This is a genomic window from Streptomyces sp. NBC_01571 (genome assembly GCF_026339875.1).
In the GTDB taxonomy this organism is placed as follows: Bacteria; Actinomycetota; Actinomycetes; order Streptomycetales; family Streptomycetaceae; genus Streptomyces.
On record NZ_JAPEPZ010000001.1, the window covers coordinates 5,471,042 to 5,491,781 of the forward strand.

Annotated in this window: 22 protein-coding genes; 8 read left to right on the forward strand and 14 right to left on the reverse strand. The window is 70.3% G+C overall.

Going from position 1 to position 20,740, the window contains the following annotated elements:
- Positions 1-61: 61 nt before the first annotated feature.
- The 3 genes from OHB41_RS24655 to OHB41_RS24665 all read right to left on the reverse strand — a co-directional run bounded on the left by OHB41_RS24655 (position 62) and on the right by OHB41_RS24665 (position 2,592).
- Positions 62-1,288, reverse strand: a complete 1,227-nt coding sequence (locus tag OHB41_RS24655) for a phosphotransferase (RefSeq protein ID WP_526025058.1) — start codon at positions 1,286-1,288, stop codon at positions 62-64.
- Between the two features lie 102 nt (positions 1,289-1,390).
- On the reverse strand, positions 1,391-1,813 hold the full coding sequence (locus OHB41_RS24660; RefSeq protein WP_266700362.1) for a pyridoxamine 5'-phosphate oxidase family protein: 423 nt from the start codon (positions 1,811-1,813) through the stop codon (positions 1,391-1,393).
- A gap of 116 nt (positions 1,814-1,929) precedes the next feature.
- Complete coding sequence (locus OHB41_RS24665; RefSeq protein WP_266700363.1) at positions 1,930-2,592, reverse strand: response regulator; 663 nt, start codon at positions 2,590-2,592, stop codon at positions 1,930-1,932.
- 407 nt (positions 2,593-2,999) lie between these two features.
- On the opposite strand from OHB41_RS24665, the gene pdhA reads away from it, so the two are divergent.
- From pdhA to OHB41_RS24680, 3 genes are read left to right on the forward strand one after another with little or no spacing between them, the layout of a single operon-like run.
- The gene (gene pdhA / locus OHB41_RS24670; protein ID WP_266700364.1) at positions 3,000-4,247 is read left to right on the forward strand and encodes a pyruvate dehydrogenase (acetyl-transferring) E1 component subunit alpha; all 1,248 of its coding nucleotides are present in this window, start codon (positions 3,000-3,002) and stop codon (positions 4,245-4,247) included.
- A 2-nt stretch (positions 4,248-4,249) separates the two neighbouring features.
- Entirely contained in the window at positions 4,250-5,230 is a 981-nt protein-coding gene (locus OHB41_RS24675) for an alpha-ketoacid dehydrogenase subunit beta (protein WP_266700365.1), read from the forward strand.
- Positions 5,231-5,240: 10 nt separating this feature from the next.
- Entirely contained in the window at positions 5,241-6,680 is a 1,440-nt protein-coding gene (locus OHB41_RS24680) for a dihydrolipoamide acetyltransferase family protein (protein ID WP_266700366.1), read from the forward strand.
- A gap of 51 nt (positions 6,681-6,731) precedes the next feature.
- On the opposite strand, the gene OHB41_RS24685 is transcribed toward OHB41_RS24680, so the two are convergent.
- The 7 genes from OHB41_RS24685 to OHB41_RS24715 all read right to left on the reverse strand — a co-directional run bounded on the left by OHB41_RS24685 (position 6,732) and on the right by OHB41_RS24715 (position 12,171).
- Entirely contained in the window at positions 6,732-7,415 is a 684-nt protein-coding gene (locus OHB41_RS24685) for a contact-dependent growth inhibition system immunity protein (RefSeq protein WP_266700367.1), read from the reverse strand.
- Between the two features lie 47 nt (positions 7,416-7,462).
- Positions 7,463-7,768, reverse strand: a complete 306-nt coding sequence (locus OHB41_RS24690) for an RNase A-like domain-containing protein (protein WP_266700368.1) — start codon at positions 7,766-7,768, stop codon at positions 7,463-7,465.
- Positions 7,769-7,826: 58 nt separating this feature from the next.
- Positions 7,827-8,498 carry a hypothetical protein gene (locus tag OHB41_RS24695; protein ID WP_266700369.1) on the reverse strand — a complete coding sequence of 224 codons (672 nt, stop codon included), beginning with the start codon at positions 8,496-8,498 and terminating at the stop codon, positions 7,827-7,829.
- A 101-nt stretch (positions 8,499-8,599) separates the two neighbouring features.
- Positions 8,600-10,303: an RNase A-like domain-containing protein gene (locus tag OHB41_RS24700; protein ID WP_266700370.1), complete on the reverse strand. Its 1,704-nt coding sequence runs from the start codon at positions 10,301-10,303 to the stop codon at positions 8,600-8,602.
- Positions 10,303-10,608, reverse strand: a complete 306-nt coding sequence (locus OHB41_RS24705; RefSeq protein WP_168529138.1) for a WXG100 family type VII secretion target — start codon at positions 10,606-10,608, stop codon at positions 10,303-10,305. The genes OHB41_RS24700 and OHB41_RS24705 overlap by 1 nt, the downstream gene beginning before the upstream one ends.
- Before the next feature lie 49 nt (positions 10,609-10,657).
- The gene (locus OHB41_RS24710; RefSeq protein WP_266700371.1) at positions 10,658-11,074 is read right to left on the reverse strand and encodes a WXG100 family type VII secretion target; all 417 of its coding nucleotides are present in this window, start codon (positions 11,072-11,074) and stop codon (positions 10,658-10,660) included.
- A gap of 200 nt (positions 11,075-11,274) precedes the next feature.
- Positions 11,275-12,171 (reverse strand): D-alanyl-D-alanine carboxypeptidase family protein, encoded by an 897-nt coding sequence (locus tag OHB41_RS24715; RefSeq protein WP_266700372.1) that lies wholly within the window; start codon positions 12,169-12,171, stop codon positions 11,275-11,277.
- A 232-nt stretch (positions 12,172-12,403) separates the two neighbouring features.
- Between OHB41_RS24715 and OHB41_RS24720 the strand changes: the two genes are divergently transcribed.
- Together OHB41_RS24720 and OHB41_RS24725 are read left to right on the forward strand one after the other, a co-directional pair.
- On the forward strand, positions 12,404-13,087 hold the full coding sequence (locus OHB41_RS24720) for a GntR family transcriptional regulator (protein ID WP_266700373.1): 684 nt from the start codon (positions 12,404-12,406) through the stop codon (positions 13,085-13,087).
- Entirely contained in the window at positions 13,084-14,388 is a 1,305-nt protein-coding gene (locus OHB41_RS24725) for an MFS transporter (RefSeq protein ID WP_266700374.1), read from the forward strand. Before OHB41_RS24720 ends, OHB41_RS24725 begins: the two co-directional genes overlap by 4 nt.
- A gap of 132 nt (positions 14,389-14,520) precedes the next feature.
- On the opposite strand, the gene OHB41_RS24730 is transcribed toward OHB41_RS24725, so the two are convergent.
- Positions 14,521-15,345 carry a maleylpyruvate isomerase family mycothiol-dependent enzyme gene (locus tag OHB41_RS24730; protein WP_266700375.1) on the reverse strand — a complete coding sequence of 275 codons (825 nt, stop codon included), beginning with the start codon at positions 15,343-15,345 and terminating at the stop codon, positions 14,521-14,523.
- Between the two features lie 144 nt (positions 15,346-15,489).
- Between OHB41_RS24730 and OHB41_RS24735 the strand changes: the two genes are divergently transcribed.
- A complete protein-coding gene (locus tag OHB41_RS24735; RefSeq protein ID WP_266700376.1) occupies positions 15,490-16,284 on the forward strand; it encodes a carbon-nitrogen family hydrolase in 795 nt (264 codons plus the stop codon).
- A gap of 239 nt (positions 16,285-16,523) precedes the next feature.
- Here OHB41_RS24735 and OHB41_RS24740 read toward each other — a convergent pair whose 3' ends face one another.
- Together OHB41_RS24740 and OHB41_RS24745 are read right to left on the reverse strand one after the other, a co-directional pair.
- Positions 16,524-17,018, reverse strand: coding sequence for an LURP-one-related/scramblase family protein (locus OHB41_RS24740; RefSeq protein ID WP_266700377.1), 495 nt, complete (start codon positions 17,016-17,018; stop codon positions 16,524-16,526).
- Positions 17,015-18,082, reverse strand: coding sequence for a GlxA family transcriptional regulator (locus OHB41_RS24745; protein WP_266700378.1), 1,068 nt, complete (start codon positions 18,080-18,082; stop codon positions 17,015-17,017). Before OHB41_RS24745 ends, OHB41_RS24740 begins: the two co-directional genes overlap by 4 nt.
- 51 nt (positions 18,083-18,133) lie before the next feature.
- Here OHB41_RS24745 and OHB41_RS24750 point away from each other — a divergent pair, with 51 nt between their 5' ends.
- Complete coding sequence (locus OHB41_RS24750) at positions 18,134-18,526, forward strand: cupin domain-containing protein (RefSeq protein WP_266700379.1); 393 nt, start codon at positions 18,134-18,136, stop codon at positions 18,524-18,526.
- A 42-nt stretch (positions 18,527-18,568) separates the two neighbouring features.
- Positions 18,569-20,395, forward strand: coding sequence for an NHL domain-containing thioredoxin family protein (locus OHB41_RS24755; RefSeq protein ID WP_266700380.1), 1,827 nt, complete (start codon positions 18,569-18,571; stop codon positions 20,393-20,395).
- Positions 20,396-20,402: 7 nt separating this feature from the next.
- On the opposite strand, the gene OHB41_RS24760 is transcribed toward OHB41_RS24755, so the two are convergent.
- The gene (locus OHB41_RS24760; RefSeq protein WP_266700381.1) at positions 20,403-20,636 is read right to left on the reverse strand and encodes a DUF6458 family protein; all 234 of its coding nucleotides are present in this window, start codon (positions 20,634-20,636) and stop codon (positions 20,403-20,405) included.
- Positions 20,637-20,740 lie beyond the last annotated feature (104 nt).

The following is a 20,740-nucleotide window of genomic DNA, read 5'->3' on the forward strand; positions in this document are numbered from 1 at the left end:
GGCCTGGCGGGGTGTCCTGGCCGTCTCCCGGGGTGTTCCCGGTGGTACGCCAGGCCGACGATCAGCCCGTGAACGCCTCGCACACCGCGTCGTACTCCCGTGTCCACCACACCGCCAGCGCCGAGGCCGCCGGGAACTGGGGGTCGGCACGGGTGTCGCCGCGCTCGTAGTGCCAGCGCAGCATCCAGAAGTCGTTGAGACGTTCCCACCACACGCGGTGCACGGCGGCCGCCAGTTCGGCGGCCCCCGCACCCGCCGCGCGCCGGTACGCGCGCGCGTAGGCCCGCACCTTGGCCAGGTCGAGCGCGCCGACGGGCCGCACGAAGAAGATCATCGCGGCGCGTACGGCCTCCTCGGCGCGGGGGTGGACGCCCAGCCGGTCCCAGTCGACGATCGCGGCCGGTTCGCCGTCGCGGTAGAGCAGGTTGAACGGGTGGAAGTCGCCGTGCACCCAGCCCACCGAACCGCCCTGCGGAGGCCGCCGGTCCGCGTGCTTCTCCAGGAGGGCGCGCCGTTCCAGGAGCCGGTGCCGCGCCAGTTCGTCGAAGGCGTCGGGCGGCCGGTGGCTGCGCACCCTGGCGAGCAGGCGGTCGATGAGCGCGAAGGTGTCGGCGGGATCGGCACCCCGGGCCGGGTCGGTGCCCTCATGGGCGCGTGCCTCGGTGTTCCCGGTGCCGCCGGCGTTTCCGGTGTCCCCGGTCGGACCGGCGTCCCCCGCGCCCTCCGGCGTCACCTGGGCCCCGTCGGGCGCCTCCTGGCCCCTGTCCGGCGTCCCCTCCGGCGTCCCGGCCGCCTCGTCCGGCGTCCCCTCCGGGGCCCGATACGGCCCGGCGTCGGTGGGCGGTTTCGCGGCGGAGCGTCCCTGGGTGGCCATCACCCGCTCCATCACCCGTTCCAGACTCGCGTGGACGACCCCGAGGAGGGCCCCCAGCCGGGCGCACTGCGCCGTGGTGAGCTGACCGCCGTGCCGGTGCCCACCGTCGATCCAGGGATGCAGCGCGTACGCGTGGCCCCCGACGACGGCGACCGTGCGCCCGTCGGTGCCGGCCAGCGGCGGGGCGACGGGAACGCCGAGATCCGCGAGACGCTGGGTCGCCCGGTGCTGGCGGGCGATCGCGGCGGGGTCGGCCGTCTCGGGGTCGAAATGGTGCTTGAGGAAATAGCGGCCGTGTGTGGTGCGCAGCCGGTAGCCGCGGTTGAGCAGCCCCTGTTCGACGGGGTCGCAGGTCAGCGCGGACCCGGCGGCGTACTGGCGGAGGAGGGCGCCCAGAGGGGGCGCGTGAATCACAGGAATGGGTACGGATGAGCGCGGCACGCGCCAGATGCTAGGGCACCCTACACGCCCCTGACCTGCGTTTGTCACACACAGTCATGTTTGATCACGATATGGTCACAGGATGTGCTGGAACTGCCGTTCCAGACCATCGTCCGTGGAGTGCACGGTGCAGAACTGGGGGGTGACGCCCAGATAGACCGGGTCGAACCGTTCGCCGTCCACGAGCCGCGGGGCGGGGCCGAAACGCTCCCGCTCCGCCGCGGTCGGCTCGACCGCCTCGCACCGGCCCACGATCTGCACGGACCACAGGCTCTCGCCCGGCCGCGCGGAACTCAGGTTGTCGGTGCCGTACGCGATGACGCCGCCGACGCAGGCCTGGTGGCTTCCGCAGCCCCGGTGCATACGCAACAGCACGCGCCCCTCCACCACGATGTGGCGGGCCGCCGCGAGCAGGGGCAGCGCGTGCCGACTGGCGGCCACCCGACCGTGATCGGTGCGGCCCATCAGGTCCACGGCGAGCTGTTCGTCGGTGGGCATCCTTCCAATCTTCGGCACCCGGAAGGCCCGGGCAAGAGCCGCCCGTCCCGGGAGAGGGGGCCATAGGTCCCGAATGAACCCCGGGCCCCGGCCCCACCCAGGCCGGCCCGGATTCGTCAGCGGCGCTGCTTCTCCGCCTGGATGCGTGCCACGTACGCGGCCGCCTGGGAACGCCGCTCCATGCCCAGCTTGGACAGCAGGCTCGACACATAGTTCTTGATCGTCTTCTCGGCGAGATGCAGCCGCTCGCCTATGGCGCGGTTGGTCAGCCCCTCGCCGATCAGGTCGAGGATCCTGCGCTCCTGCTCGGTGAGGTGCGCGAGCCGGTCGTCGCCGCGGGGGCCGCCGTCGCGCAGCCGCTCCAGGACCCGGGCCGTGGCCTCCGGGTCGAGCAGGGACTTCCCGGCCGCGACATCGCGCACGGCCGCCAGCAGTTCGCCGCCGCGGATCGCCTTCAGTACATAACCCGACGCGCCCGCCATGATCGCTTCGAAAAGTGCCTCGTCATCGGCGTAGGAGGTCAGCATCAGGCATTTGATGGCCTCGTTGCCGGACCGGATCTCGCGGCAGACCTCCACACCGCTGCCGTCCGGGAGCCGTACGTCGAGCACCGCGACGTCCGGGTGTGTGGCGGGAATCCGTACCAGCGCGTCGGCTGCCGTCCCGGCCTCGCCGACCACTTCGATGCCGTCCTCCACGGAGAGCAACTCGTGGACCCCGCGCCGCACCACCTCGTGGTCATCGACGAGAAATACGGTAATTTTTCCGTTTTCGGGCACAAAGTAAGTGTCACACACCACCCCCGGCCCCGCGGAGGTCCACTCTTCCCGTGCCCGGGGTGGCCGGGATAACGTGCCGGTGTTCCGGCCCCCTGCAAGGCTGCGACCAGTGCTGTGACCAGCAACTGTTCCCGACCCGCGCGAACTACTTGGAAATCCGACTAAAAAGTACTTGGAAATCCAAGCAAAAAGGCAGGTCAGGAGGGGTTTCACAGAAATGTGGAGCACTGGGTAACGTGACCGTTGCAGGGCGCTCGCCGGGGCACCTGTCACGCCTGTTCCGGCCGAGTGGCACCCACCCCGTGCACGGGTACTGGAACGGCGAGCCGCTCCCTCGAGCTCTCAATGAGCGAGGGGGAACCCAGCCACCCGGCAACCCCGGGGGCCGGACCGACGGAGGAGCACACGTGACCGTGGAGAGCACTGCCGCGCGCAAGCCGCGACGCAGCGCCGGTACGACCGCTGCGAAAAGCGGCGCCAGTACGGCCGGTTCAAAGACCGCCGCGAGCAGGACCGCAGCGAGCAAGGGCACCGGCGCGGCCGGCAAGAAGTCACCGGGTACTTCGGGCGCGGACCCCGAACTCGTCCAGCTGCTGACGCCCGAGGGCGAGCGGGTCGCGGACGCCACGTACGACCCGTACGTCGCCGACATCACCCCCGAGGAGCTGCGCGGCCTGTACCGGGACATGGTGCTGAGCCGCCGCTTCGACGCCGAGGCCACTTCTCTGCAGCGCCAGGGCGAGCTGGGTCTGTGGGCCTCGATGCTCGGCCAGGAGGCCGCCCAGATCGGTTCGGGCCGTGCCACCCGTGACGACGACTACGTCTTCCCGACCTACCGCGAGCACGGCGTCGCCTGGTGCCGCGGGGTCGACCCGACCAACCTGCTCGGCATGTTCCGGGGTGTGAACAACGGCGGCTGGGACCCGAACAGCAACAACTTCCACCTGTACACGATCGTCATCGGCTCGCAGACGCTGCACGCCACCGGCTACGCCATGGGCATCGCCAAGGACGGCGCGGACTCGGCCGTGATCGCGTACTTCGGGGACGGCGCCTCCAGCCAGGGCGACGTCGCCGAATCGTTCACCTTCTCCGCGGTCTACAACGCGCCCGTCGTGTTCTTCTGCCAGAACAACCAGTGGGCGATCTCCGAGCCCACCGAGAAGCAGACCCGCGTCCCGCTCTACCAGCGCGCGCAGGGCTACGGCTTCCCGGGCGTCCGCGTCGACGGCAACGACGTCCTGGCCTGCCTGGCCGTGACCAAGTGGGCCCTGGAGCGGGCCCGCCGCGGCGAGGGGCCGACGCTCGTCGAGGCGTACACGTACCGCATGGGCGCGCACACCACCTCCGACGACCCGACCAAGTACCGGGCGGACGAGGAGCGAGAGTCCTGGGAGGCGAAGGACCCGATCCTGCGCCTGCGCGCGTATCTGGAGGCCTCAAACCACGCGGACGAGGGATTCTTCGCGGAACTCGAGGCCGAGAGCGAGACGTTGGGCAAACGAGTACGCGAAGTCGTCCGGGCCATGCCGGACCCCGACCACCTCGCGATCTTCGAGAACGTGTACGCGGACGGGCACGCGCTCGTCGACGAGGAGCGAGCCCAGTTCGCCGCCTACCAGGCGTCGTTCGCGGATGAAGGGGAGGGCAAGTAGCGATGGCTGCGGAAAAGATGGCGCTGGCCAAGGCGATCAACGAGTCGCTGCGCACGGCCCTCGACGCCGACCCCAAGGTCCTGATCATGGGTGAGGACGTCGGCAAGCTCGGCGGTGTCTTCCGGGTCACCGACGGCCTGCAGAAGGACTTCGGCGAGGACCGGGTCATCGACACCCCGCTCGCCGAGTCGGGCATCGTGGGCACGGCGATCGGCCTCGCCCTGCGGGGCTACCGCCCGGTGGTGGAGATCCAGTTCGACGGCTTCGTCTTCCCGGCGTACGACCAGATCGTCACGCAGCTCGCGAAGATGCACGCGCGGGCGCTCGGCAAGATCAAGCTCCCCGTCGTCATCCGCATTCCCTACGGCGGCGGCATCGGCGCCGTGGAGCACCACTCCGAGTCCCCCGAGGCGCTCTTCGCGCACGTCGCGGGCCTCAAGGTGGTCTCCCCGTCGAACGCGAGCGACGCCTACTGGATGATGCAGCAGGCCATCCAGACCGACGACCCGGTGATCTTCTTCGAGCCCAAGCGGCGCTACTGGGACAAGGGCGAGGTCAACACCGACGCCATCCCCGGCCCGCTGCACAAGGCGGTCGTGGCCCGTGAGGGCAGCGACCTGACGCTCGCCGCGTACGGTCCGATGGTGAAGGTCTGCCTGGAGGCCGCGGCGGCCGCCCAGGAGGAGGGCAGGTCGATCGAGGTCCTGGACCTGCGGTCGATGTCGCCCATCGACTTCGACTCCGTCCAGACCTCGGTGGAGAAGACCCGCCACCTGGTCGTGGTGCACGAGGCCCCGGTGTTCCTGGGCACGGGCGCGGAGATCGCCGCCCGCATCACGGAGCGGTGCTTCTACCACCTGGAGGCACCCGTCCTGCGGGTCGGGGGCTACCACGCCCCCTATCCGCCGGCACGCCTGGAGGACGAGTACCTTCCGGGCCTGGACCGGGTGCTCGACGCCGTCGACCGCTCGCTGGCGTACTGAGGAGAGGGTCGTGACGACGATGACTGAGAACGCGTCGGGGCTCCGCGAGTTCAAGATGCCCGACGTGGGCGAGGGACTCACCGAGGCGGAGATCCTCAAGTGGTACGTCCAGCCCGGTGACTCCGTCACCGACGGCCAGGTCGTGTGCGAGGTCGAGACCGCCAAGGCCGCGGTCGAGCTGCCCATCCCGTACGACGGCGTGGTGCGCGAACTCCGCTTCCCCGAGGGGACGACGGTGGACGTGGGCCAGGTGATCATCGCGGTGGACGTGTCCGGAGGAGCGGCGCCCGTGCAGGCGTCGCCGGCGGCGGCCCCGGCCGCCGAGCCCGTCCCCGTGGTCCCGCCGTCCCAGGCGGCTCCCGCCGGGGAGCCCAAGCCCGAGGGCCGCACGCCGGTCCTCGTCGGGTACGGGGTGGCCGAGTCCTCCACCAAGCGCCGGCCCCGCAAGGGCACCGAGGTTCCCGCGCAACCGTCCGAGGTGTTCCGGGCGGCCACCGCGGTCCAGGGCGAGCTCAACGGACACGGCAGGCCGCGCCCGCTGGCGAAGCCCCCGGTCCGCAAGCTCGCCAAGGACCTCGGGGTCGACCTGACGACGGTCACACCGTCCGGCCCGGACGGCATCATCACGCGCGAGGACGTCCACGCGGCGGTGGCGCCCGCACCGGTGCCGGCCCCGCAGACGTCCGTCGAGGAGACCGCCACGGCCGTCCGCGTGCAGGCGCCCGCCCCGGTCGCCACGTACGACGCGGTGCGGGAGACCCGTGTCCCGGTGAAGGGTGTCCGCAAGGCCACCGCCACCGCGATGGTCGGCTCGGCGTTCACCGCTCCGCACGTCACCGAGTTCGTGACGGTCGACGTGACCCGCACGATGAGGCTCGTCGAGGAGCTCAAGCAGGACAAGGAGCTCGCGGGACTCCGCGTGAACCCGCTGCTGCTCATCGCCAAGGCCCTGCTGGTGGCGATCAAGCGCAACCCGGACGTCAACGCGTCCTGGGACGAGGCGGCCCAGGAGATCGTCCTCAAGCACTACGTGAACCTGGGCATCGCCGCCGCCACCCCCCGTGGTCTGCTCGTCCCGAACATCAAGGACGCGCACACCAAGACGCTCCCCCAGCTCGCCGAGTCCCTGGGCGAGCTGGTGGCGACGGCCCGCGAGGGCAAGACCTCACCGGCCGCGATGCAGGGCGGCACGGTGACGATCACCAACGTCGGCGTCTTCGGCGTCGACACCGGCACGCCGATCCTCAATCCCGGCGAGTCGGCGATCCTCGCGATCGGTGCGATCAAGCTCCAGCCCTGGGTCCACAAGGGCAAGGTCAAGCCGCGTCAGGTGACGACGCTCGCGCTCTCCTTCGACCACCGCCTGGTCGACGGCGAGCTGGGTTCCAAGGTCCTCGCCGACGTGGCGGCGATCCTGGAACAGCCGAAGCGGCTGATCACCTGGGCGTAGCGGGACGATCGAGGGGGAACCGCGCACGCGGCTCCCCCTCGGACGCTTTCCCTACGCCGACGGCGGCCCGTGGTCGGCGCGCGGCGCCGTGAGCTGGTCGGCGACGTGGGCCAGCCAGCCACTGGGGGAGTATGGCGCCGGAGGATCGACCTCCATGCCCAGCTCGGCGACGGCCAGGGCGTAGCCGGTCTCGTCCAGATTCAGGGCGAGGAGCTCGTGCAGCTCGCCGGCCAGGCGGGCCACCAGCTGCGGATCGGTGCTGCCGGTGTAGTCGGCGACGGCCGCGTCGTGGTCGTCGAACTCGTCCGGCATGTCCTGCGAGAACCATCCGCCGAGGAACTGGGCGAGTTCGGGGAAGCGGGCGTGCCACTCCCCATGGGTGAAGGGGTGGGCCGGAGCCGGCACCTCGCCGCCCTCGACGCTTCGCCTGATGTGATCGGCGAGGAGAAGCAGCCAGTTCTGGACGGCGCCCTCGGGCAGGCCGACGTCGGGGATCTCGTAGAACTCGCCCAGACGCTGCCGAAGCCGCCCCGGGGGGTTGCGGGCGTACTCGCGCAGCTGCTGTTCGGCGATCGCCAGAGCCCAGGGGCGGGTGTGCCAGGTGTGCCGCAGATACGCGGTCAGGGCGGCGCTCGGCTCCTCCTCGGTGTCGTCGGCGACGCGACCCGTGTAGGCGCGTACGACCTGGTCCAACTCGCCGTAGCGGCGGTCGTGTTCGAGGGGGTTCATGGGCACGGCGGTCGGCTCCGTGGGTGAGGGGGACACGAGATCGCGGAGAGAGGTCAGAGGTAGACGGGGAATGTGGCGTGCACGACGAATCCGTGCGGCTTCGAGGCGTCCCGTTTCAGGATGACGCGCGCGGCCCGGACCTCGACGGACTCGCGCCCGGCCAGCATCATCGCCTGGAGCAGCACGCGGCCCACCGGGTCCGGGCGGCTCGGCCAGGCCGCCTCGATGGTCAGCCTCGCACGGGTGGAGAGGGCCAGCCAGCGGTGGATGACCTGCTCGTTCCGGTTGACGGTCTGCTGGGTGGCCCACTGGGCGGTCTCGCGGTCGGGATAGGTCGCTGCCCGTTGCGCGGTGGTCATGGCTGGCGCGTGCCTGTCTGTCGAGGTGGAGTGGAGGGCGGTCAGCGGACGGCGACGGTCAGGAGGCGGTGTGGTCGTGCCGCAGGTGGCCGTTGACGGTGTCCAGCAGGACCGAGAGTGTTTCCGCGGTGGCCCAGGGCATGGTCCGGGCCATCGGGGACTGTGCGTCGTGCGACTCCAGTACGTGTACGAGGGCGTACTGGGCCTGCGCCACGACGGGAGCGAGGAACTCCCCGCAGAACGGGTGCTCCGAGTCGATCGCGGCACGGATCGCTTCCCGGGGCGTGGGGTACTCGCCGTCCGAGAGCCAGTTGTCGTGGAATCCCCGCAGCGCACGGAACCGAACTTCTGATTCCCATGCGGAGCCGGGAGCGGCGCCGGGGTCCGTGACGCCCTCCCGCTCGACGAGCCGGATGGTTTCGGCCAGCAGACGCAGGTACGCGGGGCCGTCCGTTCCCGCGGCCGCGCGGCCGAGTTTCGCCGTGAATTCCTCGGGCAGTGGGGCGTCAGGCCGGGCCGAGAGGTGTTCGGCCGCGAGGTCGAGGAGCGCGGTGACGGCGGTGACCGGGCAGAGCCACTCGGCCTCGTCGGACGAGCGGATGAGGCGTACGAAAGCCCCCAGTTCGTCGGTGAGCGCGTATGTGCCCTGGGATTCCTGGCACATGATCGCCAGATCGAGGACCCTGGCCACCGGGCCTCGGTCGAAGGCGGACCACGTGAACGACAGCACGGTATTTCCTTTCGAGGGAATTGGTGGACGTGCGGCTGAGCCTCCGGGGATTCTTTCCGCGTTCGGACCACCGTTATTGCGTAAGTCGCCGGTTCTGTTTCTCAGTTCACCGGCATTGACGTGACGACGGTGAAGGGAGGGTCGAGTCCGTCGCGGTATCGTAGTACGACCCGCACCCGGTGCGTATCGTTCACCTGGGCCCGATCGCCGGCGGTGGCGTAGTCCGCGCTGCTGACCGTCGATCCGGTCACGTCGGTGAAGGAGAGTTCGACCGGTGGCTGGATCTTTGAATTGTTGGGATCCCAGCCCGGGTTGTTCCGTTTCCTTCTCTCGACCCGTTCGATCCATTTCTCGATGCGGTCCGCGTTGTCGATGTCGTCGAGAGCCGCCTGCGTGTAGCGCTGCGCGGACGGGAGATCCTTGAAGGTCGAGGCCGAGCTCGCACTCGAATCGTCGCGAAGTCGGCCCTTGAGCTGGTCGTCGCTCAGTCCCACGTGCTTGTCGATGGAGTGACCGCCGTACAGCCCTTCGTCATTGGCCAGGTCCAGCGGGTAGAAGTGGTTCTTCTCATCGTCGTCCTTGGTGTACTTGTGTTCCTTCTTGAATTCGTTGAGCGAGCGCGCCCCGAAAGCTTCCGCGCGGGCCTCTTCGGCGGCATAGGTGGGGGCCTGCCGATACGCCTCGTCGATATCGCTCTTGAGCGCGCGGAGTTGGGGGGTGAGCGCGTCGACCCTGCTGTTGTACTTCTCCACGACGGCGTTCAGTGCCGCGGTGTCGATGTTCAGCGTGATCTCGGCCCCGAGTTCCACGGCTCCCTTGGCGAGCCCCTTGAAGAAGCGGCCCACCGCCTTGGCGCCTTCCTTGAGGTCCCCCACGTCGAGGTGGCTGAGGTCGAGGTCGCCGACGGCCTGCTTCACGGCTTTGGAGTAGATCTCCCAGACGTCGTGGTTCAGCTCGACGGCCGCCTCGGCGAAGTCCCGCAGCCGGTCGCTGATCTTCATCGCGGAGTCGAACAGGACGGTCATGACCGGGTGGGTCGCGGTCTGGGCGGCGGAGCTGTCGTGCCGCCACTCGTAGCCGCCGGTGTGCTTGCCCCAGGCGGTGGTGCCCCACAGCGAACTGCAGAACCGGCGCATGGCGTCGTACCACTCGCTGTTGCTCTGCTGGGTGATCCCGCTCACCTGACCGGTCAGCGTGCTCTCCGTCAGCGAGAGCGACATGGTCATGTCCGCCCAGGACTGGGACAGGGAGTTGAGGTAGTGCTGTTGGGGGAACGGGTAGACCTCGGCGACCTTGCCCCAGCGGAAGGCGTGTTCCAGCAGGGGCCGCAGGATGTGCCAGACGACGTCGGGGACGTATTCGAGCAGCGAGCGGATGAAGTCGTCACCGCCGTCGTCGTCACCCCATTTCAGGTCCGGGACCGGTCCGTAGTCGGGGGCCTTGTCGATGACCACCGGCGGTGCCTGCACCTGGGCCGGCGTCTTGCCGGAGGCGTCGTTGGCGGCCTCGGCCCTGGAGTAGTTGTTGGCGGTCGTGGCGAACCCGACGGCGGCGCCTCCGACGCTGACCACGCTCTTGGCCCAGACCTCCAGGTAGCGGTTACCGACCTCGACGTACGCCGTGGCGAAGGCATGGGCCGCGGTGCCGTACCCGCCCGCGTCGGGGTACTTCTCCAGGGCCGTCACCAGATCCTTGGCGGCCTTGTCGAAGGGCGTCTGCTGTCCGGCGAACGCGCCGGCCACCCGGTGCAGATCGGACGGTTTGACGTCGATGGTCCCGCCCTGGGGCGGAGTGGGGGTTCCCATCAGGCGGCCCCCCAGCCGCGCAGCACCGCCCGGTGCGCCGCCGCGTAGTTGACATGTCCCGAGGTGACGATCTCGTGCAGCCACTTCTGGGCGGCCTGGAGGTCCTCGGCGGAGTGGCTCCACTCGTCGAGCTTGTCGACGAAGACCTCGCGGGTCTCACCCTGCCAGGACAGGACGACCGGCTCGACGCGGTCGTAGAGGTCGTCGAGTCTGCCGTTGAGCTGCTTGAGGATGTCCTCCAGCTCGATGGTGAGGTGTCTCAGAGTGGCGAAGGCCACTGTTATGCGGTCGTCGTCGGCCGACATCCGTATCCCCCCGGGTTGGCTCACTGCTGGTCGTGGTGCCCGCGCGAGGTCACATCGCGTCGAGGCTGCTGTGCGGGCGTGAGGGCTGCTGCGTCGCGGCCGGGTCCGGGGTGGAGAGCTTGTCCATCTCGCTCGTGATGTCCGCGCCGACCTGGATCCTGCGGAAGTTCTCCAGGGTGTCCAGTTCCAGCCGGGAGAAGCCGCCCCGGCTCATCCGCACGGCCTGTTCCAGGAGTTCCATCACTTCGCGGATGCGTACGGCGTCCTCCGCCGCCGCGCGGTGGAAGGTCCGGTACGCCTTGGCCGCCGGGCCGCGCCAGCCGGCCTCGATGCCGTCGACGATCGTGTCCATCCGCTCGACCTGCTTGTTCAGGTGGTCCTGCATGGCGTGCAGATCCTCGGCGAGCTTCTTCAGCCCGGAGTCGGGGATCTGGAGGTCCTTGCGCCCACCCGTCGTATCGCCCATGCGTGCCGCTCCCCCTCGTCACATCGGCAACTCGGTCTTCATCGTATGGCTGTTCGGTGCCTGGCCGGGAGACCGTCACGGGGTCATCACATGGGTGGAACGGCGTTCCGCGACAGCGGCGGGTGCGACGAAGGGGGCCCGCCGCTGTTCGCGGCGGGCCCCCTTCTCGTCTGCGGGTGGTGCTTTCCCCGAGGGGAGGACTACTTGGCGAAGGCGTAGCTCATCAGCTTCTTCGCGTCCGACTCGCGGGCCGGGATGGACGTCGAGGCGAGGACGGTGCCGATGACCGTCTTGCCGTTTCGGGTGGCGGCGAAGACGAGGCAGTACTTGGCCTCGGGGCCGGAGCCCGTCTTCACGCCGATGGTGCCGCTGTAGCTGCTGAGCAGACCGTTGGTGTTGGTCCACGCGGCCATGGTGCGGGTGCCGCCGGTCTTCGTGACGGTCTTCGCCGTGTACGACTTGGTCTTCACGACCGTCTTGAACGTGCTGTTCTTCATCGCGCTGCTGGCGAGCTTCGTCAGGTCGCGCGGGGTCGAGTAGTTGTTGCCGTTGCCGATGCCGTCGAACGAGTCGAACTTGGTGTTCGTCAGGCCGAGGGACTTCGCCGTGCTGTTCATCTTGCCGATGAACGACTTCACACGGGCGGCGCGGGTCGAGCCCGAGCCGTACTTGTCCGCGAGCGCGTACGCGGCGTCGCAGCCGGACGGCAGCATCAGACCGTAGAGGAGCTGACGGACGGTGACCTTGTCGCCGACGATCAGGTGGGCCTGGGAGGCGTTGTTGGCGACCACGTAGTCGCTGTACGCCTTCTGGATGGTGACCTTGGCGTCCAGGTTCAGGTTCGACTGCGCCAGGACGACCTTGGCGGTCATGATCTTGGTGGTGGAACCGGTGGAACGCCTGGTGTCAGCGGCCTTGGTGTAGAGGGTCTTGGCCGTGCCGTTGTTCATCACGTAGCCGCCCTTGGCGGCGATCGTGGGCGTGGTCACGGCACCCGCGGGTGCCGCGCCGAAGGCTCCGGCGGCCAGAACAGCGCCGGTCGTGACGGTCACAGCGGCGGCCCTGCGGAAACGCGTGCCCTTAATGCCGGTAATCAAAATGAACGCTCCGAATGCGCGAAATGCCCCTGGGAGAACGGCACATGGCAGTGCCGTCTCACGTACGGACTCCCCACGCGCCCAAAGGGATGCACGGAAAAGGGAACCGAATGATGTGACGTGGGTTACGTCGGGAGCCCCAAGGTGAACGCGCGAGAAGCCGTCGGGTCGCGCTGGTCCGCATCCTGGACGGGCGACCGCGATGCGTGCGTGTTGTATCTATGATGTGCGCATGCCTGCCGCCCCACCCGTGTCCGCCCCGCACGCCGTCCCTCCGGTGAAACAGCCGCCCGCCGCCGAGCGGGTCTACGCCCATGTCAAGCAGGGTGTGCTGGAACGCCGTTACGAAGGGGGGACGCTGCTCACCGAGGGCGAACTCGCCGACGCCGTCGGGGTGTCCCGTACACCGGTGCGCGAAGCGCTGCTCCGGCTCGAGGTCGAGGGCCTGATCAGGCTCTACCCGAAGAAGGGCGCGCTCGTCCTGCCCGTCTCCGCGCAGGAGATCGCGGACGTGGTCGAGACCCGCCAGCTCGTCGAGGAGCACGCGGTCCGCAAGGCCGTACCGGCCGCGCCGCGGCTCATCGCGCGGCTGGAGGAACTCCTCGCCCAGCAGAAGGAACAGGCCGCCGCGGGCGACCTGGCGGGCGCCGCCGTCACCGACCGCTGCTTCCACGCGGAGATCGTCCGCAGTGGCGCCAACGAGATCCTCTCCCGTCTCTACGACCAGCTCCGCGACCGTCAGTTGAGGATGGGAGTGGCCGTCATGCACGCGCACCCCGACCGGATCACCAAGACGCTCACCGAACACGAGGAGATCCTCGAAGCCCTGCGGTCCGGCGACGCGGAAGCGGCCGTCGGCATCGTCCACCGCCACGTCAGCTGGTTCTCGAACCTGGCGCGGGGAGAGGTGCGATGAGCTCCCACTCGGCCGTGTCACTGCCGGGTGATCCACCCGGCGGCCGCCGCGCCGTCGGCGTCTGGGGCATCGGTGTCGCCGTCTATTTCGTCGCGGTCATCTTCCGTACGTCGCTCGGGGTGGCCGGACTCGACGCCGCGGACCGATTCCACGTGAACGCCTCCGCCCTCTCCACCTTCTCGATCCTCCAACTCCTCGTCTACGCGGGCATGCAGATACCCGTCGGGCTGCTCGTCGACCGGCTCGGCACCAAGCGGGTGCTGACCTTCGGCGTCCTGCTGTTCACGGCGGGACAGCTGGGCTTCGCGTTCTCGTCCTCGTACGGGATGGCGCTGGCCTCGCGAGCGCTGCTGGGCTGTGGGGACGCGATGACGTTCATCAGCGTGCTGCGGCTGGGCACCCGCTGGTTCCCGGCCCGGCGCGGACCGTTGGTCGCTCAGCTCGCGGGGCTCGTCGGCATGGCGGGCAACCTCGTGTCGACCCTCGTGATCGCGCGGCTGCTGCACGGGGTCGGCTGGACGGCGGCGTTCGCGGGCAGCGCGTTCGCGGGCGTGGTCGTCCTCGTCCTGCTGCTCCTCTTCCTCAAGGACCACCCCGAGGGTCACGAGCCGGAGCCGTTCCCGCACCAGGGGGCCGCCTATGTGCGCCGGCAGATCCTGGCGTCCTGGCGCGAGCCCGGCACCCGGCTGGGCATGTGGGTGCACTTCACGACGCAGTTCCCGGCGATGGTGTTCCTGCTGCTGTGGGGCATGCCGTTCCTGGTCGAGGCGGAGGGCCTGTCGCGGGCGACGGCCGGTGAACTGCTCACCCTCGTCGTCCTGTCCAACATGTTCGTCGGACTCGTCTACGGCCAGATCGTCGCCCGGCACCACGCGGCGCGGCTGCCCTTGGCGCTCGGGACGGTGTCGGCGACCGCGGTGGCGTGGGCGAGCGCCGTGGCCTACCCCGCGCAGCACGCGCCGATGTGGCTGCTGGTGACGCTGTGCACCGTGCTGGGGGCCTGCGGCCCGGCTTCCATGATCGGGTTCGACTTCGCGCGGCCCGCGAATCCGCCCGAGCGGCAGGGGACCGCGTCCGGGATCACCAACATGGGTGGTTTCGTCGCCTCCATGACGACGCTGTTCGCGATCGGGGTGCTCCTGGACGCGACCGGGGACAACTACCGGGTCGCGTTCTCCGCGGTGTTCGTCCTTCAGGCGGTCGGGCTGAGCCAGATCTTCCGGCTGCGCAAGGAGGCGGCGCGCAGGGAGCGGGAGCGGCTGGTCGCGAGCCGGGTGGAGACGGTGCACGTGCCGGCGTAGTCACCGCCGGTACTCCTCGCCCCGCCCCCACCCTTCCCCCGAGCTGCCGGCTCCGCTCGGGCGGAGGCGACCGGTCCGCGCCGTTTCCGGCGCCGTTGCCGCGGACCCCGGACCGCCCGGGCCCGCCCTTCGTTACTGCGTGACCGTGAAGTTGCGGAGGATCGCCGTGGTCAGGTCCGGGTCGCCCTCGGTCTTGATGCGGTCGGAGACGGCTTCGGGGGTCACGCGCCCGCAGGCCAGCCGGAAGAAGGTCTCCCAGTCGAGGGTGAGGGTGGCGGCCGGGCCGAGAGAGGGGGCACCGTCTATCGAACCGCGCCCCTCGGCGTCGACGCGGACCGTGCGCAGGAACTCCACGGGCCCGTGGACATCGAAGACGACCGCCGAATGCGCGGGCGCCCCCGCGTCCTTGGCCACCACCTTCGGCAGCGCGGCGAGCAGCTGGTCGCGGACGATCTGCGCGCCGGGCGAGTCGAGGTTGCCCGGCCGGCCGAGGGTGGCCCGGAGGTCCTGCTCGTGCACCCACACGTCGAACGCGCGGTTCAGCATGGCGTGTTCGAGGGTCACCTCGGTGCCGAGCGGCCCGCGCACCTTGGTGTCCGGCTGCCGCGTCTCGTTCCGCAGCTGACGGTTGCGGCGGATGATCGTGTACTCCAGCTCGGAGGTCATCTCGGGCGCCGTGTGGTGGCGGCGCACATCGACCTGCATCTCCATGTAGCGCTGGTGCTCGTTCGTGACGTGGAACAGGTCCCGGGGGAGCGTGTGGATCGGCCGCGGATCGCCCAGCATCTCGCAGTCGAGCCCGATCACGTGCGACACCAGGTCCCGTACCGACCAGCCGGGGCAGGGCGTCCGCCGGTTCCATTCGCCCTCCACCAGCGGCGACACCAACTCGGATATCGCATCGATGGAGTGGGTCCAGGCGTCGGCGTAGGACTGAAGGCTCGGATGCAGACTCACGGAACGGGACCCCTCGGGCGGTCGGTACGCGGGCAGTGGGTGTCTTGGAACGCTAAGTTACGCTGCTGTGAGGCACCCCGGCAGTGCTTTCGTGTGACGATCGTAGGCCCGTATGGACGGCTCGAATGCCAGGACGGTGGTAGTGTGCACGCCTCTCTGCTCCAGATCGACGTAAAAGCCACTGAATCGGTCGATTCGCGTCGGCAGCGGGTGGCCGCTCTGGTACGAGAACAAGCCGGAGTGGATCTGGTGGTGCTGCCCGAGCTGTGGACCACCGGGGCGTTCGCCTACGAGTCGTTCGCCGCGGAGGCGGAGACCCTGGACGGACCGACGGCCGAGGTCATGGCGAAGGCGGCGAGCGACGCGGGCGTGTGGCTGCACGCGGGCTCGATCCCGGAACGCGCCCCGGACGGAACGCTCTACAACACCTCCCTCGTCTTCTCGCCCTCCGGCGACCTGGCCGCCGCCTACCGCAAGATCCACCGCTTCGGCTTCGACAAGGGCGAGGCCGTGCTGATGGGCGCGGGCGGCGAACTGGTGACGGTCCGCCTCCCGGAGACCACCGTCGGCGTCGCCACCTGCTACGACCTCCGCTTCCCCGAGCTCTTCCGCGGGCTCGTCGACGCGGGCGCCGAGGTCTTCGTCGTCCCCGCCGGCTGGCCCGAGCGCCGTCGCGGCCACTGGACCCTTCTCGCCCGGGCCCGGGCGGTCGAGAACCAGGCGTTCGTACTCGCCTGTGGAACGGCCGGCACCCACGCGGACGTTCCCCAGGCCGGTCACTCGATCGTGGTCGACCCCTGGGGCGAGGTCCTCGCGGAGGCGGGTCCCGGGGAGGAGGTCCTCACGGTCGAGTTCGACCCGGGGAAGGTGGCGACGACGAGGGAACAGTTCCCGGCGCTCAAGGACCGCGTACTGGGGCTCACACCGCCACGCGGCTGACACTCCGTACCGGCGCGGGCGGTCGACGCAGGCATCCGACGCACGCCGCCGAGGCATGCGACAGGCGCATGCCGATGACGCATGCGAAAGTGACGGACGCCGCTGACGCATGCGACAGACGTACGCCGTTGTCGGGGGCGGTCGACGCACGCGACCGACGCGCACGGCCGACGCCGGCGACTGACGCGCACGGCCGATGGACACAGCCGGCCTGGACGGCCGACGCGCGCGGCGCCGGGTCAGTCCCCGCCGTGCTCCTTCTCCGCCAGGTGGATCACGCAGACCGCCACCGCGATCAGCAGCGCGGTGTCCGCGTCGTCCCGGACGATGTCGACGCCGTACGTCTCCCGCACCCGCAGCCACCGTCGCGAGATCTGCGCCAGCAGCTCCCCGTCGTAGTCGACGCCGAACTCCCGGTCCAGGATCTTCCCGCTGACGTCGAGCTCCGTACCGTCCACCAGGGCCACCCGGTAGTGGTTGCGCAGCAGGGACAGCCGCTTGCGCCGGATGGTGGCCAGCGTCTCGCCGTCCCGCCCGATGACCATCGTGTCCCGCAGGGCGAACATCTTCTGGTGGATGTCGATGAGGACGCGCCCGCGCGTGTCCTTCAGCTCGAACGTGTCCCGCAGCCGCATCGCCTTGCCGTCGACGAGGAACACCTTGTTGCCGTGCTCGTCCTCGATCCAGTAGTCGTCACCGAAGCCGAGGAGCCGGTCGCGCACGAGGAATCTCATACCGTCACGGCTTCCCCCGTGGCCGGTCCGAAACGCCGCCTGTAGGCCGATGGGCTCAGTCCCGTCTCCCGCCGCAGCCGCGCCCTGAGGTTCGCGGCGGTACCGAGGCCGCTGCGCCGCGCGACGACCTCGATCCGGTGTTCGCCCCGCTCGATGAGGCGGCAGGCCAGGGCCACCCGCTCCCCGGTCAGCCAGGCCAGCGGGGTGGTCCCGAGCTGGGTCCGGAAACGCCGGTGCAGGGTGGCCGGGCTGAGCGCGGCGTGCGCCGCGAGGCCGGCCACCGTGAGGGGTTCCCCGAGCCGCTCCTGTGCCCAGGCCAGCAGCGGCGCGAGGGACTCGTCCGGTACGTCGGGCACGGGGCGCTCGACGAACTGCCGCTGCCCGCCGTCGCGGTGCGCGGCGAAGACCAGCCGCCGGCTGACGGCGTTGGCGATCTCGGCGCCGTGGTCGCGCCGTACGACGTGCAGCCCGAGGTCGAGCGCCGACGCGCTGCCGGACGCGGTGAGGATGTCCCCGTCGTCCACGAACAGCACGTCAGGCTCCAGTCGCACCTCCGGGAAGCGCGCCCGGAACGACGGCGCCCACATCCAGTGGCAGGCCGCCCGCCGCCCCTCCAGCAGCCCGGCTTCCGCGAGTGTGAATGCGCCGGAGCAGAATCCGATCAACCGCGCGCCCCGCGCGTGCGCCCGGCGTATGGCGTCCAGGACCTCGGGGGAACGCGGTGCGTCGGTGTCGGGCCGGTTCGGCACGATCAGCGTGTCGGCGTCCTCGGCCGCGTCCAGCCCGGCGACGTCGGCGAGCGTGAAGAACCCGTCCCGCATCCGGGTGCGCTCGGTGGCCGCGCACAGCCGGAAGTCGTACAGCTCCCGCCCCAGCTCGGGCCTGCGCAGCCCGAAGACCTCGATGGCACAGCTCATCTCGAAGGGGTTGGAGTTCTCGTCGACGATCAGGACGACCCGGTGCGCGGCGGCCCCGGGGACGGCCCCCGGAGTGGCTCCGGGTGCGGCGTCGGGAGCGTCGCCGGGTGCGGTCTCGGGGGCGGGGTGCGAGGATCCTTGCGGCATGTGCGATTTCTAGCACTCGTGGACCCGCCGGACCAGGCCGAGGATGACGGCATGGCCAACGAACCCGTCTCCCTGCCCGCCGCCCTCGCCTCCTTCTCCGACCTGTGGAGCCCCCGGATCGTCACCGCCGTCAACGACTACGACGTACGCGTGGCCAAGGTCGAGGGCGAGCACCTCTGGCACACGCACGACCACACGGACGAGTTCTTCCTGGTCCTGGAGGGCGAGCTGACCATCGCCCTGCGGGAGCCGGCCGGCGAGCGGGCCGTCGTCCTCCCCAAGGGCTCCGTCTTCACCGTCCCGCGCGGCACCGAACACAAGCCGAGCGCGCCGACGGGCGCGGCGATCCTGCTGTTCGAACCCACGGGCACCCTCACCGTCGGCGACCACCACGAAGAGATCCCGGACCATGTGGACGCCACCACGGGGCATGCCCTCGGCTGAGCGGCAGGCGGTACGTTCCTGCCCGGATGGCATGCTTGAAGCATGAACGACGCCGCCCCCGCGCCCCGCCGTGTCCGTGTCCGCGCCCCCGAGCTGATCGGCAAGGGCGGCTGGATGAACACCGGAGGCAACGAACTCACCCTCGCCGACCTGCGAGGACGTGTGGTCATTCTCGACTTCTGGACCTTCTGCTGCATCAACTGCCTGCACGTCCTGGACGAGCTGCGGGAGCTGGAGGAGAAGCACCGGGACACCGTGGTGATCATCGGGGTGCACTCGCCGAAGTTCGTGCACGAGGCCGAGCACCAGGCGGTCGTCGACGCCGTCGAGCGGTACGGCGTCGAGCACCCGGTGCTGGACGACCCCGAACTCGCCACCTGGAAGCAGTACGCGGTGCGGGCCTGGCCCACGCTCGTGGTGATCGACCCCGAGGGATACGTCGTCGCCCAGCACGCCGGGGAGGGGCACGCGCACGCGATCGCCCGGCTGGTGGAGGAGCTGGAGGCCGAGCACGCGGCGAAGGGGACGCTGCGGCGCGGCGACGGGCCCTATGTGGCGCCGGAGCCCGAGCCGACCGCGCTCCGCTTCCCCGGCAAGGCGCTCGCCCTTCCGAACGGGAACTTCCTGGTCAGCGACACGACCCGGCATCAGCTGGTGGAACTCGGGGCGGACGGCGAGACGGTCGTGCGGCGCGTCGGGTCCGGCGAGCGCGGGTTCGTGGACGGGCCGGCGGACGCGGCCGGGTTCAGCGAGCCGCAGGGGCTGGCCCTGCTCGGCGCGGACGGGTCGGTCGTGGTGGCCGACACCGTGAACCACGCCCTGCGCCGCGTGGACCTCGCGACCGGCGAGGTCACGACCCTCGCGGGGACCGGCCGGCAGTGGTGGCAGGGATCGCCGACGTCCGGCCCGGCGCGCGAGGTCGATCTGTCCTCGCCGTGGGACGTGGCGGTCTTCGGCGGCAAGGTCTGGATCGCCATGGCCGGGGTGCACCAGCTGTGGGCGTACGACCCGGCGGACGGGACCGTCGAGGTCGCCGCGGGCACGACGAACGAGGGGCTCGTCGACGGGCCGCCGACCGAGGCCTGGTTCGCCCAGCCGTCCGGGCTGGCGGCCACCGCCGACCGGCTCTGGGTTGCCGACTCCGAGACCTCGGCGCTGCGTTGGGTCGGCCTCGACGGCGGCGTGCACACCGCCGTCGGCACCGGCCTGTTCGACTTCGGGCACCGTGACGGCGCCGCCGGACAGGCCCTGCTCCAGCACCCGTTGGGGGTCACGGCGCTGCCCGACGGCTCGGTCGCCGTCAGCGACACGTACAACCACGCGCTGCGCCGCTACGACCCGGCGACGGGTGAAGTGACCACGCTGGCCACGGACTTGCGGGAGCCGAGCGACGCGGTCCTGGTCGGGGACGACATCGTGGTCGTCGAGTCCGCCCGGCACCGGCTGACCCGGCTGCGTCTGCCCGAGGAGGCCGTGAGGGTGGAGTCGGTGGCTCACCGCACGCAGCGCGCCGCCACCGAAGTCGCCCCGGGCGGGCTCCGGTTGGACGTGATCTTCCAGGCTCCGGCGGGCCAGAAGCTGGACACCCGCTACGGCCCGTCCACCCGGCTGCTCGTCTCCTCGACCCCGCCCGAGCTGCTGCTCGACGGCGAGGGGGCGGGCACGGATCTCTCCCGGGCCCTGGAGCTGAACCCGGCCGTCACGGAGGGTGTCCTGCACGTCTCCGCGATGGCCGCGTCCTGCGACGACGATCCGTCGAACGAGTACCCGGCCTGCCACGTCCACCAGCAGGACTGGGGTGTGCCGGTCCGCCTCACCGCGGGCGGTGCGCCGCGGCTGCCCCTGGTGCTGGCGGGGATGGACGACTGACCTGCGGTCACACGCCGTATCCGCCGCGGGGGTGCCGCTCCTCCTCGATCACCGGGGTGCTCGGCGGCACCACCACGCGCCGCCTCCTCGCGATGCTGTTGAACGTCAGTACCCCGATCAGTCCGACGACCATGAAGATGATGCCGACCAGGTCGAGGTTGACCCCCTTCATGTGCCAGTCGGTCGCGAACGTGAGGATGGCCCCCGCGCCGATCAGGATGATGCAGCCGCCCAGGCCCATGGGTGTCGCCTCCTTGGAGTAGCAACTCGCGTTTTTTCCGGGCTCGTTCCGAGTACCCGGGACCCAGCGAGACATGCGGAGGCGCTCACTCGCCGCTCGGTGGC